Raw genomic sequence first — 14,749 nt, forward strand, 5'->3', positions numbered from 1 at the left:
CGCGCGGCAGGGCGCGAGCCCCGCCGCGGGCGGCGCCTTCAGGCCGTGGGGACGGCTACGTTGAGCGACTGTGCCAGGCGCTCGAGGTTACGCCAGATGGCCGGGTTGATGTCCAGCGTGTCGCCGGCCTGCGCCCGGTTGGCGGCCTCGTACTCGCCGGGGTACTGCACGCGGTCGACGCCCGGCGCCGGCGGCGTGTCGTGCAGGTAGCGGATGAACGCCTCGACCTCGGCGCTCTGCCAGTCCAGGCCCAGGTCCAGCGCAGGATTGAGCAGCACCGCGAACAGGTTGTTGGTGGCCACGCCGCCGCGCGGGTTGTCCGGCTGGATGGTCCCGCCGCCGGACAGCACGCCCGCCAGCAACTCGGCCACCACGCCCAGCCCATAGCCCTTGTGGCCGCCGAAGGGCAGCAGCGCGCCGGGGTGTTCGCCGAACATGGTGGAGGCGTCGGTGGTGGGGTTGCCGTCGGCGTCGATGATGCTGCGCTCTGGCGCCGCCTCGCCTTTCTCGGCCAGCACACGGGCCTTGTTGATCGCAATCGCGCTGGTGGCGATGTCCATCACCAACGGCGGCCGCCCGTTGGGCATCGGCCCGGCAAAGCACAGCGGGTTGGTGGTGAGCCGCGCCACGCGGCCGCCGAACGGGGCCACCACAGGCGCGCGGTTGATCACGTTGGTGAAGCTCAGCAGCACAAAGCCGGCGGCTGCCACCATCTCGCCGTAGTGGCCCATGCGGCCGAGATGGTGCGAGCGGCGCAGCGTGACGATGCAGTGGCCATGCTGGCGCACGCGCTCGATCGCTGCCTGCATCACGGACTTGCCCACGTGCTGGCCGAAGCCGCCGTCGCCGTCGAACACCATCAGCGTGCCCTGGTCCAGCACGCATTTGGCGCGGCCTTGCGGGTTGACGCTGTGGCTGTCGAGGGCCGTGCGGTAGTTGGGCAGGATCGACAAGCCGTGGCTGATATAGCCGCAGCGGTCGGCTTCGACCAGGTGCTCGGCCACGTCGTCGGCGATGTCGGCGGGTACCTGCTGCGCGGCGAGGATGTCGCGGGCAAGCTGGCGGGCGCTGGTGAGGGAGACCTTCATGGCAGCCATCTCCTCAGATCCAGCCGAGCCAGCGCCAGTAGGTGGCCGCGAACAGCAGCATCATGGCGTAGCCGATGATCGTCACGGGGATGCCGATGCGCGCGAACTGGCGGCCGTTGAAGGTTTCCGTGCCGAGGCACACCATGTTCTGCGGCGCGTTGATCGGCAAGATAAAGCCGAAGCTGACGGTAAAGCCCAGCAGCATGGTCATGCCCACGCGGTTGATGTCGCCGGGCAGCGTCTGCAGCACCGCGATCAGGATCGGCAGCAGCGCCGCGGTCAGCGCGGTGGCGCTGGCAAAGCCCAGGTGGATCAGGATCAGGAAGGCCGACAGGATCGCAAACACCAGCAGCGCGCCGTGCGTCGCCAGCCCGGAATGCGTGACCACGAACTGCCCCAGCCACTGGCCGGCGTTGGTGGACAGCAGCGCCGTGCCCAGGCTGATGCCGACGCCGAACACGATCAGCGTGCCCCAGGGCGTGCGTTGCTGCATGGTCTTCCAGTCCATCACGCCGATGCGCGGCATCATCAGGATCACCAGGCCGACGAAGGTCACGGTGGCGGTATCGAAGCTGTGCAGCTTGCCTTCGGTGGCCCAGAACAGCAGCAGTCCTAGCGATACCGCGGCCAGCCGCTTCTGCGGCGCGCTCATCGGGCCGAGGGCCGACAGCTCGCGCTGCACGGCTTCCTTGCCGCCGGGGATGGCGTCGGTCTCGGCGGGCAGCAGGAAGCGCACCAGGAAATACAGCACCACCGACATCGCGATGGCCCAAGGCGCGCCGGCGATCAGCCATTGCAGCCAGGTGATGCGCTCGCCCAGCAGCTTGTCCATGAAGCCCACCGTCAGCAGGTTCTGCGCCGCGGCGGTCTGGATGCCGACGTTCCAGATGCTGGTGGCCTGCGCCACCGTGATCATGATGCCGGCGGCGATATTGGACTTTTTGTCGACGCCGAAGGCGGCGATCACGCCCATCATGATCGGCACCACGCAGGCGCTGCGTGCGGTGGCGCTGGGCACCACCAGGCTCAGCGCGATGGTGACGGCGATCGTGCCGATCAGGATGCGGCGCGTGCTGGTGCCGATGGCAGACAGCGTCACCAGCGCGATGCGCCGGTCTAGCCCGGTCACGGTCATCGCTGCGGAGATAAACAGCGCCGCGGCGACCAGTGCCAGCGCGGTGTTGGAGAACCCCGCCAGTGCCATGCCGAGCGCTTTCGAGGTGCCGTACTGCACCGAGGGGTCGCTGACGGTCGGCGCAAAGCCGATCAGCCCCGCCATCAGCGAGGTGATCATGATGGCACTGGTCTCATATGACACCGCCTCAGTGATCCACACCACGATGGCGAACGCGAGGATCGCCAGCATGCGCTGGCCGGCGACGGTCAGCCCCTCGGGCTGCGGGATCGCCAGCACCACGAGCAGCGCAGCGACGGCGGCGAACAGGCCCCAGTGCAGCGTGAGTTTCGGTGTCGGCACGACAGCCTGTGCAGCCGCGGCGGAGGGGGCGGAAGGGGGGGAGGCGGAAGTCTCTGTCATCGCCGGCATCCTGTTGGTTGGTGATCCTGGTCGGTACCCGGGGACACCTGGCTCGGACGGCTCTCGGCGGACAGTGCGGCGCGCCGGCGCTGGGACAGCACGGACGGCAGGACAGGCAAGTGTCGGTCGCGAGACGGCATCCGTGTGCGGTGTGTCCGGAGCGGCCTCGCTGCTGGCGTGGCCGCCGCGTTCGACATGATAGGAATTTTCCGACTGGCAGCCGGCCCTGTCGAGGGCAACTCCGTGCTATTTCCGCCCGCCATGAGCAAGATCAAGTCCACGCGTGATCAATGGATACTCGGGCCGCCACAGGCGTCATACCAGTGAGAAGCTCGCCACATAAGGTCTGGCGGCGGTGTGTGTGCGCAAGCGCGCCACCATGGCCCCGGCCGGGTGATGCATGAGCGGAAGTGATCTGAAATAATTGGAGCCGACCATGAAGGTTTTGGTACGTGGACTGAAAGCAGGGCTGGACGCTGCGGCGCTGCGCGAGGCGCTGGCGCGGTATGCGAAGATCCGTTCGGTGGAACTGGTGGAAGCGGGCGACCCGAAGCACCCGTGGGCGTGGGTCGATATCGATGCCAGTGCGCTGACGGTGTGGAAGCTGGTGGCGCGGCTGGACCGGCGCTATATCGCCGGCTGCCACCTGCGCTGGCATGTGCCGGCGTACCGCGAGCGCTGAAGCGCCGGCACGGCATCGGCCCGTATCGCAAGGACAATCAGGAAAGAACAATGATCAAGTGGCTTCAACGCGCAGGCTGCCTGCCAGCGCATGCCGTCGTGCCGCAGGCTCCGGCCGCGGCCAGCGACCAGGGCCGGCATGACCTGGCCTTCGACACCATCAGCAATGCGCGCGACCTTGGCGGCCTGGCCGGCGCGGGCGGACGCCGCGTGCGCCAGGGGCGCCTGTACCGCAGCGGCAACCCCGCGCTGGCCAGCGCGGCGGACCTGAAGCGGCTGCAGACGCTCGGGCTCGACGTGGTGGTGGATTTCCGTTCGCCCGGCGAGAAGTCACCTGAAGAGGCCGCCTTCGGCCAGCGCTTCCACTGGGTGGCGGCGCCGGTGCTGGAGGGCAGCATGGCGATGGACGTGCTGATGCCGCGCCTGCGCGCCAGCACGCCGGCACAGATGGATGCCTTCATGCTGGAGGTCTATGGCGACTTCCCGGTGCGCTACCGCGAGGCCTTCGCCGGCTTCATGCGCACCGCGCAGGCCGGCAAGACGCTGCTGTTCCACTGCACCGCCGGCAAGGACCGCACTGGCTTTGCCGCACTGCTGCTGCTGGCGGCGCTGGGCGTGGCGCAGGACGATATTCTGACCAACTACCTGGAATCGAACCAGCGCAATGCGCAGTTCAACCAGTCTGCGCTGGCGCGCATGGCCGGGCTTGGCGTGGCCCCCGCGGTGATGACGCCGCTGCTGGAAGTCCGCGCCAGCTACCTCGATGCGTCGATGCAGGCCATCGATGCAGGCTGGGGCAGTGTCGACAACTACCTGCGCGACGCGCTCGAAGTGGACGTCGCGCAGCTGCGCGGGCACTACCTGGCAGGCTGACTCAAAGCTGCCCGCATTCGCGCAGGATGCGGGCGGTGTTCAGCGCAATCATTCCTTCTTCATCGGTCGGCAGCACCAGCACCGGCACGCGGCTGTCGTCCCGGCTGATGCGCTGGCTGTTCTGGCCGTTGGCGCCGCCGTCGAGCGCGATGCCGAACAGGCCCGCCAGGTGTTCGCAGATGCGTGCGCGCACCGGCGGCGAGTTGGCGCCGATGCCCGCGGTGAACACCAGCGCGTCAAGGCCGCCCAGCGTGGTGGCGAGCTTGCCGATCTCCTGCGCGGCGCGGTAGGTGTAGAAGTCCACCGCCAGCCGCGCGCGCGGTGAATCGCTGGCCAGCAGCGCGCGCATGTCGCTGCTCACGCCTGACAGTCCCTTCAGCCCGGATTCCTGGTACAGCATCGCCTGGATCTCGGCCGGCTTCATGCCCTGCTGCGCCAGCCACAGCAGCGCGCCGGGATCGACCGAGCCGCAGCGCGTGCCCATGGGCAGGCCGTCGAGCGCGGTCAGGCCCATGGTGCTTTCCACGCTGCGGCCGTCGCGCATCGCGCACAGGCTGGCACCGTTGCCCAGGTGCGCCACGATCACGCGGCCCTCGGCCAGGTCGGGCGCGACCTGGCGCAGCCGGCGCGCAATGTACTCGTACGACAGCCCGTGGAAGCCATAGCGCCGGATGCCGCGCTCGTAGTATGCGTAGGGCAGCGCCATCAGCTGCGCCAGCACGTCGTGGCCGGCATGGAAGGCGGTGTCGAAGCAGGCCACCTGCAGCAGGTCCGGCACGGCCTCGCGCACCGCGCGGATGGCAGTCAGGTTGTGCGGCTGGTGCAGCGGCGCCAGCGGCACCAGCACCTCCAGCTTTGCGATCACCTCGTCGTCGATGCGCACGGCCTGCGCATAGTCGGCGCCGCCATGCACCACGCGATGGCCGATCGCCACCGGCGGGTTGTCGCGCAGGCCCACGCTCAACACCAGGCGCACCAGGCGGAAGGCGGCGTCGTGGTCGGCCACCTGGGCCTGCGGGAAGGCCTCGTCGGCGACCACGCGCCCGTCGGCCATGCGCGCGGTCAGGCGCGGCGCCACGCCGATGCCCTCGATCTGGCCGTGCGCGCTCAGCACCGGGTTGATGTCGGCATTGCCATGCGCGGCGTCGGGCACGGCGTAGACCGAGACCTTGACGCTGGACGAGCCGGCGTTGACAACGAGGATGACGGGATGCACGGCAGGATGGATGGCGGTCACGCTGGATGGACTCCCAAGTGGTTGCGCAAGGGCTGCATGGGCACGGCTCAGACCTGCGCCGCGGCTGCGGCGTTGCGGCGTGCGTGCGCCAGCAGCACGGCAATGGCGCAGCTGCCGATGCGCGCGCGCACGCTGTCGGCCCGGCTGGTGAGGATGATGGGCACGCGCGCGCCCAGCACGATGCCGGCGGCTTCGGCGCCCGCCAGGAAGGTCAGCTGCTTGGCCAGCATATTGCCGGCTTCCAGGTCCGGCACCAGCAGGATGTCGGGGTCGCCGGCCACGTCCGAGTCGATGCCCTTGGTGATGGCGGCTTCGCGGCTGATGGCGTTGTCGAAGGCGAGCGGGCCGTCCAGCATGCCGCCGGTGATCTGGCCGCGCCGTGCCATGGTGCACAGCGCCGCGGCGTCGATGGTGGAGGGGATCTTGTCGGTGACGGTTTCCACTGCCGACAGGATTGCCACCTTGGGCTGCTCGATGCCCAGCATGCGCACCAGGTCGATGGCATTGCGGCAGATATCTGCCTTCTCGTTGAGCGTGGGGAAGATGTTGACCGCTGCATCGGTGATGAACAGCGGCTTGTGGTAGCGCGGCACGCTCATGGCGAATACATGCGACAGGCGCCGCCCGGTGCGCAGGCCACTGGCCGAGGCGGTGACCGCATGCAGCAACTCGTCGGTGTGCAGGCTGCCCTTCATCAGCAGCTCGGCCTCGCCGGCCCGCACGGCTTCGACCGCGCGCTCGGCCGAGGCATGGCTGTGCGCGGTGTCGATGATCCGGGTGTCGCCCAGCGCAAGTCCATGCTCGGCGGCGACCTGCCGGATGCGCGCGGCGGGCCCGACCAGGATCGGTACGATCAGGCCCAGCTTCGCGGCCTCGAGCGCGCCGCTCAGCGATGAGACATCGCATGGGTGCGCCACCGCGGTGGGGATGGGCGGCAGCCCAGCGCAGCGCGCGAGCAGCGCGGCGTACTTGTCCGGCGCCTCGGCGGCGGGCGCGGCAAGTCCGGACATGGCAGACGTGGCAGTCGAGGCATCGGTCATGGCGATGTTCCGAGAGCGGATGCTGGGCGAGGATACTGGTCCGGCGCGGTGGCGTCGAGGGATGGCCGTCGGTCTCGCACCGGGTGCTCCGCGCACCGCCTTGCTGCAGTGCGCAAGCGCACTGCGCCAGTATAGGCGACGAATTTGTCGGGTTGATGACCGATGGATGCTGCGCGCGGCGAGGCTTTGGGGGGTGCCGGTCAGCGGGTTGCACGGCATCGCCGCGGCTGCTAGGCTTGTTTTAGCTGCAATGCAACAAGCGTCACTCCAGTGGCGCTGACAGTGCGCCAGCGCCCGGCAGCGGCGCCAATCAGGGGAAAGTGGAATGACCGCACGCATACCCGCCAGGCCGCCGCAAGGCAGTTCCGGCCCATCACCCTCCACCACGCAGGCCCCAGAAGCAGCCAATCCGTTCGCGGCGCTCGGCCAGCCGGCGTTGGAATACTTCACCGACGCCTGGCAGCGCACCGTGCTGCTGTTCGACATCCTGCGCGAGCGCGGCAACGAGACCGCCGAGCATGAGCGCGAGGGCATGCCGCCTGTGCTCGTGTTCGAGCAGGAACTGCTGGCCGACGGCCGCGAACTGCCCGAACCCGTCAACTACGCGCTGCTGCGCATCGTGCCGCCGGCCAACAGCCCGACCGACCCTGCCAAGCGCCCCTTCGTGGTGATTGACCCGCGCGCGGGCCACGGCCCCGGCATCGGTGGCTTCAAGGCCGACAGCGAGATCGGCATCGCGCTGCGCACCGGGCATCCGTGCTATTTCGTCACCTTCTTCCAGGAGCCCTGCCCGGGGCAGACGATCGAATCGGTGGCGCGCGCCGAGGCCGACTTCCTCAAGATCGTCGGCGAGCGGCACCCGGACGCACCCGGCAAGCCCTTTGTCATCGGCAACTGCCAGGCCGGCTGGGCACTGATGATCCTGGCCGCGGTCGCGCCCGAGCGCACCGGGCCGCTGCTGGTGGCCGGCGCACCGCTGGCGTACTGGTCGGGCGTGCGCGGGCGCAACCCGATGCGCTACAGCGGCGGGCTGCTGGGCGGCTCGTTTCTGGCCTCGCTGACCGCCGACATGGGCAATGGCCGCTTCGACGGTGCCTGGCTGGTGCAGAACTTCGAGCAGCTCAATCCGGCCAACACGCTGTGGAAGAAGCTCTACGACGTCTACGCCAAGGCGGACACGGAAGGCCCGCGCTTCCTGGAGTTCGAGCGCTGGTGGGGCGGCCACTTCCTGATGAACCGCGCGGAGATCGACTGGATTGTGCAGAACCTGTTCGTCGGCAACCGGCTGACCGCGGGCGAGGTGCGCAGCAGCGACGGCAAGACCGTGGTGGACCTGCGCAACATCCGTTCGCCGGTGGTCGTCTTCGCGTCCTGGGGGGACAACATCACGCCGCCGCAGCAGGCGCTGAACTGGATCCCGGACCTGTACTCCACCGATGAGGAACTGGTCGCCAACGACCAGGTGATCGTCTACTGCCTGCACGAGACCGTGGGGCACCTGGGCATCTTTGTTTCCGCCGGCGTCGCCAACCGCGAACACAGCGAACTGTTCTGCGCGCTGGACCTGATCGATGTGCTGCCGCCGGGCCTGTACGAGGCCAAGATCGAGGACGTGGCGCCTGACCTGCCACACCGGGACCTGATCGAAGGGCGCTACCTAGTGCGCTTCGAGCGCCGCAGCGTCAACGACATCCTGGCGCTGGACGACGGCCGCGAGGACGAACGCCCGTTCGAGGTGGTGCGGCGCGTGGCCGAGATCAACCAGCACATGTACGACACCTTCGTCTCGCCATGGGTGCGCGCGATGTCCAATGAACTGGGCGCGCAGTGGATGCGCACGCTGCACCCGGCGCGGCTGGAGCGCTCGCTGGCGACCGACATGAATCCGTGGATGGCGTGGATCGGGGCGATGGCGCCGATGGTGCGCGCGCATCGCGCGCCGGTGGCGCCGGACAATCCGTTCCTGACCATGGAAAAGGCCGCGTCGGCGCAGATCGTCAGCGCGCTCGACCAGTATCGCGATGTACGCGACGCGTGGTACGAGCGGACCTTCGAGGCAATCTACGGCTCGCCGGCGATGGCGGCACTGGTGGGCATGAGCGGGCAGGCGCCGCCGGCCAACGTGGAGTCGCCCGTCACCGTGGCGTTGCGCAAGGAGCTGGCGCAGCGGCGCCTGCACGATGCCGAGGCGGCGATCGGGCAGGGCGGCACGCTGGAGGCGTTTGTGCGCGTGCTGGCCTACGTGGCCGATCGCCCCAGCGCCATCGAGGAGCGGCCGTTCAACCTGCTGCGCCGCATTGCGCGCGAACAGCAGCAAGCCACCGAGCAATCCGGCGGCCAGGCCGACCTGGCCGCCTTCAAGACCGCAGTGCGCCAGCAGAGCTTTATCGTCAGGCTGGATCCGCAGCGCGCGATCCGGGCGCTGCCGGCCCTGGTGCCGGCCCGCGAGACCCGCCGCAAGCTGATGGTGGCGGCGCATCGCGTGATGACGGTCGGCGGCCCGCTGTCAGGCGAGCGGCTGGGGCGCTATCGCGAAGTCGCCGAAGTAATGGGCACGGGTCATCCGCCCGAGGCTGCCGACGCAGTTGCGCCGGTGGACGCGGCCGATACCGCGTCTGCCCTCAGCCATGCCGGGAACGGCAAGCCGCAGGCCGCGCGCGCCACCGGCAAGCGCAAGGCCGCGCCGCGCGCCACGCGGCCGCGCAGCTGAGGCTTGCGCACCGCATCGGGTTTGGTCCAACAGGAGCCGCCATGGTCAACGTATCCAATCCGCCGCTTGCCGGCGCCCGTGTGCTGGTGGCCGGCGTGGCCAATGCCGATTCGATTGCGTGGGGCTGTGCCAGGGCGTTCCATGAACTGGGCGCACAGGTCGCCATGACCTACCTGAACGACAAGGCTTACCCGCACGTGGCGCCGCTGGCCGAAGCCATTCAGGCGCCCATCCTGATGCCGCTGGACGTGGAAGACGCGCAGCAGATGACGGCGCTCTTTGCGCGTATCGAGAGCGTGTGGGGCGGTCTCGATTCGATAGTCCATTCGATTGCGTTCGCGCCCAAGGCCGACCTGCAGGGCGGCCTGCTCAATTCGTCGGCAGAGGGGTTTGGGCGCGCCATGGACATCTCATGCCACTCCTTCGTGCGCATGGCGCGCCTGGCCGTGCCGCTGATGCCGCAGGGCGGCACGCTGTTCGCGATGAGCTATGAGGGCGCCAACCGCGTCGTGCCCAACTATGACCTGATGGGCCCGGTCAAGGCGGCGCTGGAAGCCAGCTGCCGCTACCTGGCGCACGAGCTGGGGCCGCTGGGTATCCGCGTCCACGCGATCTCGCCCGGGCCGCTGAAGACGCGCGCGGCCTCGGGCCTGAAGGACTTCGACCTGCTGCTGGCCGACGCCGCCGGGCGCGCGCCGCTGGGCGAGGTGGTCGACATCATGGACGTGGGCTTTGCCACCGCCTACCTTGCCACGCCGTATGCGCGGCGCATCTCGGGCAATACGGTCTATGTGGATGGCGGCGTGCACATTATGGCCTAGTTGTCATGTGCTGGACCGATCCGCAATTCGGATTACCATAGCCGCGTCTCGAACTCCATTGCGGTGCCGGCCACCGGCACCCGACATCCATGCTTGAACTCCAGGGAGCCATCTGGTTCCGCTCCGGCTCACAAGACTGGGGCGGCAAGGACCGCATCGCGCTGCTCGCCGCCATCGGCGAACACGGCTCGATCACCGCGGCCGCGCGCGCGGTCGGCATCAGCTACAAGGCCGCGTGGGACGCCATCGATGCCATGAACAACAGCGCGGGCGAGCCGCTGGTGGTGCGCGCCGCCGGCGGCAAGGGCGGCGGCGGCACGCACCTGACTGCGCGCGGCGAGCAACTGATCCGCACCTATCGTGCGCTGGAAGACGAACACCAGCGCTTTGTCGCGCAGCTGTCGCGCCTGGGCGAGGGGGCGGCCGACGATATCCACCTGATGAGGCGAATGATGATCAAGACCAGTGCACGCAACAAGCTGTTCGGGCGCGTGGCCAGTGTGCGCGGCGGCGCGGTCAATGACGAGGTCGTGCTGGCACTGCCCGGCGGGCAGCAGATCGTGGCCACCATCACGCATGAAAGCGTCGAAACGCTGGCGTTGGCCGAGGGCACCGAGGCGTTTGCGCTGATCAAGGCATCGTCGGTGCTGGTGGGGCTGCCCGATCCGGGGATGCGGCTGTCGGCGCGCAACCAGTTGCCGGGGGTGGTGTCGCGCGTGATGCCTGGCGCGGTGAACGCCGAAGTGGTGATCGAACTCGACGGCGGCGGTACGGTTGCGGCGATCGTGACCAATGGGAGTGTGGAAGCGCTGGGGCTGGAAGTGGGGGTGGCTGCGGTGGCGGTGTTCAAGGCGTCAAGTGTAATCCTGGGTGTAGTGGCGTGAGGTAGTCCTGCGGCAGGAATGGGAAGATGGGCGGGCATCGGCTGCCCCCGGCGTGCAATAATAGCCACCCAAAAAAAACAGCCGTTCCACAACAAATGCACGCCGCTCTCGCCGGCTTCTCCCTCGGTCTTTCCCTGATTCTTGCCATCGGTTCCCAGAATGCTTTCGTGCTGCGACAAGGGTTGCGGCGCGAGCATGTGTTCTGGGTCTGCCTGGTGTGCGCGCTTTCCGATGCGCTGCTGATCCTGCTGGGTGTTTCCGGCTTTGCCGTGATGATCCGCGAGCTGCCCTGGCTGGGTGCGGCGATGCGCTATGGCGGCGCGGCTTTCCTGATCTGGTATGGCGCACGCAGCTTCCTGGCCGCGTGGCGCTCGAACGCGGTGCTGGATCCCAGCGACGCCGCGCCGCGGCCGCTTGGAGCCACGCTGGCGGTGTGCCTGGCGTTCACCTGGCTCAATCCGCATGTGTATCTCGATACGGTGATGCTGATCGGTTCGGTGTCGACGCAGTTCGCAGGGAACGCGCGCGAGTTCGCCGCGGGTGCCATGACCGCGTCGTTCCTGTTCTTCTTTTCGCTGGGCTATGGCGCGGCGCTGCTGCGGCCGGTGTTTGCGCGGCCGCGCGCGTGGCAGGTGCTGGAAGTGGTGATCGGCATCACCATGTGGGTGATTGCCGCGCGGCTGCTGCTGGGCTGAGCGCAGGAGAGAGACGCATGCCAAGAAACATCGAGATCAAGGCTCGCATTGACAGTATAGAAGCCTTGCTGCCGCATGCGGCAGCACTGGCCGACAGCGGTCCCGAATACATCCGCCAGGACGATACCTTCTTCCCCTGCGCCAACGGCCGGCTCAAGCTGCGCGAGTTCGCCCCCGACCGCGGCGAGCTGATCTTCTATGCGCGTGCCGACGAGGCGGGGCCGAAGGAGAGCTTCTACATCCTGTCGCCGACGCAATCGCCGGATACCTTGCGCGCGGCGCTGGCCGCGGCGCATGGCGAGGGCGGGCGGGTGCGCAAGCTGCGCACGCTGTACCTGGCTGGCCGCACGCGCGTGCACCTGGACCGGGTCGAGGCGCTGGGCGATTTCCTGGAACTGGAAGTGGTGCTGGCCGACGGCGAGCGCCTGGAGGACGGCGTGGCCGAAGCCCACGCATTGCTGGCGCGGCTGGGCATTCCCGCGTCGAACCTGATTGAAGGCGCCTACGTCGACCTGCTGCGCTCGGCTCAGGCCACCCGCGCCGACACCGGCGCGTAGACCGGCGGATGGTGGCGGCTGGTGCCGCTGCCGAAGATGCGGCCCTCGCGGATTTCCAGCACGTGGTCGCCCAGTGCCTCGACATCGGCGGGATCGTGCGAGATTACCAACATCGGCACATCCAGGCTGGCCTGCAGCGCGCGCAACTCCGCGCGCATGCGCGCGCGCAGCGCGGGATCCAGCGCGGAGAAGGGTTCATCCAGCAAGACGATGTCGGGCTGCGCCACCAGCGCGCGCGCCAGTGCCACGCGCTGCTTCTGGCCACCGGAGATCTCGGCCGGGTAGTTGCCGACGATGTCGGCCAGGCCGAAGGCGTCGATCCAGCGCTGCGCTTCCGGATGCACGGCACCGCGGCGCGGGTTGCGCCAGCCGCGCGACAGGCCGAAGCCGATGTTCTGGCCCACGTTCAGGTGCGGGAACAGCGCGTATTCCTGGAACAGGTAGGCCACACGGCGCTCTTGCGGGCGCACGTCGATACCGGCGTCGGCATTGAACAGCGTGCGGCCGTTCAGCACGATGCGGCCGCTGTCTGGCGCGAGCAGGCCGGCGATGGCGCGCAGCGTCAGGCTCTTGCCGGCGCCCGAGGGCCCGAACAGCGCAATGCGCCGGCTGGCCGAATCGAAATCGATATCCAGTGCAAAGTGGCGGTCGGCCGAGACCATCTGCTTGCGGATGCTGACGTGCATGCTCATGGCGACTCGGCTTAGCGGATGCGCGGGCGCAGGCGCCGGCGTTCATAGAGTTCAGCGGGGTTGCGCGTGGCGGCCGGCACAAGGCGCCCGGCGACCACCAGCAGCAGCACGCAGGTGACGGAGGTCACCAATACCAGCAGGTTGGCGGTGTTGTCGTCGCCGGCCTGCACCGCCTCATAGATGGCGACTGACAGCGTCTGCGTGCGCCCTGGCAGGTTGCCGGCGATCATCAGCGTGGCGCCGAACTCGCCCAGTGCGCGGGCAAAGGCCAGCAGCACGCCGGCGATGATGCCGCGCGCGGCCAGCGGCAGCGTGACGCGGAAGAAGATGCCGGCTTCTGGCACGCCCAGCACGCGGGCGGCGTTTTCCAGTTGATGATCCACGCCTTCAAAGGCGGCGCGCGCGGACTTGAGCACCAGCGGGAAGGCGACGATGGTGGAGGCCAGCACTGCGCCCTGCCAGGTAAAGACCAGTTCGATGCCCAGGCGCGCCAGCCACTCGCCGAATACGCCACGGCGCCCGACCAGCACCAGCAGGTAGTAGCCCAGCACCGTGGGCGGCAGCACCAGCGGCAGCGTCAGCACCGCATCGACCACGTCGCGCAGGGGCGAGCGCCAGCGCGCCAGCGCCCAGGCCGCGCCGACGCCGAGCACGGCATTCAGCGCGGTGGCCCAGCCGGCCACCTTCAGCGACAGCAGCAGCGGTACCCAGACGGCGTCCATGGTGCGCGCAACGCTCCGTCAGGGCTTCTGGAAGCCGAATCGTGACAGGACCGCCTGGCCTTCCGGCGAGGCGACGTAGTCGACGAACTGCGCCGCTTCCTTCTGCTGGCGCGTCAGGCTGGTGATGGCGATGGGGTAGGTCACCGGCGTGCGGCTTGGCACGCGCACGGCCACCTTGACCTTATCCGGCATCACCGCGGCATCGGTGGCAAAGACGAAGCCGGCCTCGACCTCGCCGCGCGCGACGTAGTCTAGGCTCTGGCGCACGTTCTGCGCCGGCACGCCCTTGGCGGCGACGGCGTCCCACAGCCCGGCCGCTTCCAGCGCGCCGCGGGTGTAGCGGCCCACCGGCACCGAGGCCGGGTTGCCGTAGGCGATGCGCTTCACTTCCGGGCGCGTCAGGTCCTGCAGCGAGGCGATGGCCAGCTTGCTGTCCGCGGGTACGATCAGCACCACCTGGTTGGCGGCGAAGTTGCGGCGCGAGGCCGGCGCGATCACCTTCTCGGCCTCGGCCTTGTTCATCGCTTCCTGGTCGGCCGAGGCGAACACGTCGGCCGGCGCGCCCTTGATGATCTGCTGCATCAGCACGTCGGACGCGCCGAAGTTCAGCACCACGTGCGTGCCAGGATGGGCGCGCTCGAACGACTCGGCCAGCGACTTGAAGGCGTTGGTCAGGCTGGATGCCGCGGACACCACCAGGTCGGCGGCAAAGGCGGGCGGCGCGGCCAGCGCCAGCGTGGCGACGGAGGCGGCCAGCAGGAACCCGCGGCGGCAGGAACGGAGGGCAGACATCGGAATCCTCGGGATTCGGCCAGCCGGCGTGTGCGGCAAGGCCTGTGCGGGTGGGCTGTCAGGCGCAATATACGTCTGTATATAGCGCTGCGTCAATGATGTGCCATGACGGCCGTCATGGGTATTCGAAGTGGTTTAAGTGCTGTATCAGGGACTGCGAATGAGCCCCAGGGGTGGGGGCCGGCGCCCCCGGGCGCCAGCCGTGCCGGTTTCACGCCGGCGGCATGCCTTCCTTGAACAATGACTTCAACTGGGTGCGCAACTCAGGGGTGTCCTGATGCTGGTGCACCGCTACCGCGTGCTGGACCGCGGCTTCGAGCAGTTCGTCTTCGCTGTCGGCGCTCATTGCCACCGTGCAGTGGGTGTCGCTCGGGAACTCGCGGCAATCGATAAACTTGCGTGCCATGATGCCTCCTGACG

Annotated in this window: 15 protein-coding genes; 7 read left to right on the top strand and 8 right to left on the bottom strand. The window is 68.7% G+C overall.

All coding sequences use genetic code 11. The features are described from left to right. Positions 1 to 38: 38 nt before the first annotated feature. Entirely contained in the window at positions 39 to 1,088 is a 1,050-nt protein-coding gene (locus tag CNE_RS03210; RefSeq protein WP_013955704.1) for an Ldh family oxidoreductase, read from the bottom strand. A 13-nt stretch (positions 1,089 to 1,101) separates the two neighbouring features. Beyond that, on the bottom strand, positions 1,102 to 2,625 hold the full coding sequence (locus CNE_RS03215) for a DASS family sodium-coupled anion symporter (RefSeq protein ID WP_013955705.1): 1,524 nt from the start codon (positions 2,623 to 2,625) through the stop codon (positions 1,102 to 1,104). A gap of 436 nt (positions 2,626 to 3,061) precedes the next feature. On the opposite strand from CNE_RS03215, the gene CNE_RS03220 reads away from it, so the two are divergent. Beyond that, positions 3,062 to 3,307, top strand: a complete 246-nt coding sequence (locus tag CNE_RS03220) for a hypothetical protein (RefSeq protein WP_013955706.1) — start codon at positions 3,062 to 3,064, stop codon at positions 3,305 to 3,307. A 50-nt stretch (positions 3,308 to 3,357) separates the two neighbouring features. Further along, positions 3,358 to 4,179 (top strand): tyrosine-protein phosphatase, encoded by an 822-nt coding sequence (locus CNE_RS03225; RefSeq protein ID WP_013955707.1) that lies wholly within the window; start codon positions 3,358 to 3,360, stop codon positions 4,177 to 4,179. Between the two features lies 1 nt (position 4,180). Here the strand turns inward: CNE_RS03225 and CNE_RS03230 are convergent, their stop codons facing one another. After that, positions 4,181 to 5,416 carry an acetate/propionate family kinase gene (locus tag CNE_RS03230; protein WP_013955708.1) on the bottom strand — a complete coding sequence of 412 codons (1,236 nt, stop codon included), beginning with the start codon at positions 5,414 to 5,416 and terminating at the stop codon, positions 4,181 to 4,183. Between the two features lie 47 nt (positions 5,417 to 5,463). After that, a complete protein-coding gene (locus CNE_RS03235; protein ID WP_041228301.1) occupies positions 5,464 to 6,426 on the bottom strand; it encodes a phosphate acetyltransferase in 963 nt (320 codons plus the stop codon). Between the two features lie 355 nt (positions 6,427 to 6,781). Here CNE_RS03235 and CNE_RS03240 point away from each other — a divergent pair, with 355 nt between their 5' ends. From CNE_RS03240 to CNE_RS03260, 5 genes are all read left to right on the top strand, one after another. Continuing rightward, the gene (locus tag CNE_RS03240; protein ID WP_013955710.1) at positions 6,782 to 9,166 is read left to right on the top strand and encodes a DUF3141 domain-containing protein; all 2,385 of its coding nucleotides are present in this window, start codon (positions 6,782 to 6,784) and stop codon (positions 9,164 to 9,166) included. A 41-nt stretch (positions 9,167 to 9,207) separates the two neighbouring features. Continuing rightward, positions 9,208 to 9,987, top strand: a complete 780-nt coding sequence (gene fabI, locus CNE_RS03245) for an enoyl-ACP reductase FabI (RefSeq protein WP_013955711.1) — start codon at positions 9,208 to 9,210, stop codon at positions 9,985 to 9,987. A gap of 89 nt (positions 9,988 to 10,076) precedes the next feature. After that, entirely contained in the window at positions 10,077 to 10,871 is a 795-nt protein-coding gene (locus CNE_RS03250) for a TOBE domain-containing protein (RefSeq protein ID WP_013955712.1), read from the top strand. Between the two features lie 95 nt (positions 10,872 to 10,966). Further along, a complete protein-coding gene (locus CNE_RS03255) occupies positions 10,967 to 11,566 on the top strand; it encodes a LysE/ArgO family amino acid transporter (protein WP_013955713.1) in 600 nt (199 codons plus the stop codon). A 17-nt stretch (positions 11,567 to 11,583) separates the two neighbouring features. Further along, the gene (locus tag CNE_RS03260) at positions 11,584 to 12,123 is read left to right on the top strand and encodes a class IV adenylate cyclase (RefSeq protein ID WP_013955714.1); all 540 of its coding nucleotides are present in this window, start codon (positions 11,584 to 11,586) and stop codon (positions 12,121 to 12,123) included. Here the strand turns inward: CNE_RS03260 and CNE_RS03265 are convergent. From CNE_RS03265 to CNE_RS03280, 4 genes are all read right to left on the bottom strand, one after another. Then, positions 12,093 to 12,815 carry an ATP-binding cassette domain-containing protein gene (locus CNE_RS03265; RefSeq protein WP_013955715.1) on the bottom strand — a complete coding sequence of 241 codons (723 nt, stop codon included), beginning with the start codon at positions 12,813 to 12,815 and terminating at the stop codon, positions 12,093 to 12,095. The genes CNE_RS03260 and CNE_RS03265 overlap by 31 nt on opposite strands. Positions 12,816 to 12,826: 11 nt before the next feature. Then, positions 12,827 to 13,537, bottom strand: coding sequence for a molybdate ABC transporter permease subunit (modB, locus tag CNE_RS03270; protein WP_013955716.1), 711 nt, complete (start codon positions 13,535 to 13,537; stop codon positions 12,827 to 12,829). 18 nt (positions 13,538 to 13,555) lie between these two features. Then, positions 13,556 to 14,329: a molybdate ABC transporter substrate-binding protein gene (gene modA, locus CNE_RS03275; protein ID WP_013955717.1), complete on the bottom strand. Its 774-nt coding sequence runs from the start codon at positions 14,327 to 14,329 to the stop codon at positions 13,556 to 13,558. Between the two features lie 211 nt (positions 14,330 to 14,540). Further along, the gene (locus CNE_RS03280; RefSeq protein WP_013955718.1) at positions 14,541 to 14,735 is read right to left on the bottom strand and encodes a DUF1059 domain-containing protein; all 195 of its coding nucleotides are present in this window, start codon (positions 14,733 to 14,735) and stop codon (positions 14,541 to 14,543) included. Positions 14,736 to 14,749: the final 14 nt, after the last annotated feature.

Source organism: Cupriavidus necator N-1, from assembly GCF_000219215.1.
Classification (GTDB): Bacteria; Pseudomonadota; Gammaproteobacteria; order Burkholderiales; family Burkholderiaceae; genus Cupriavidus; species Cupriavidus necator.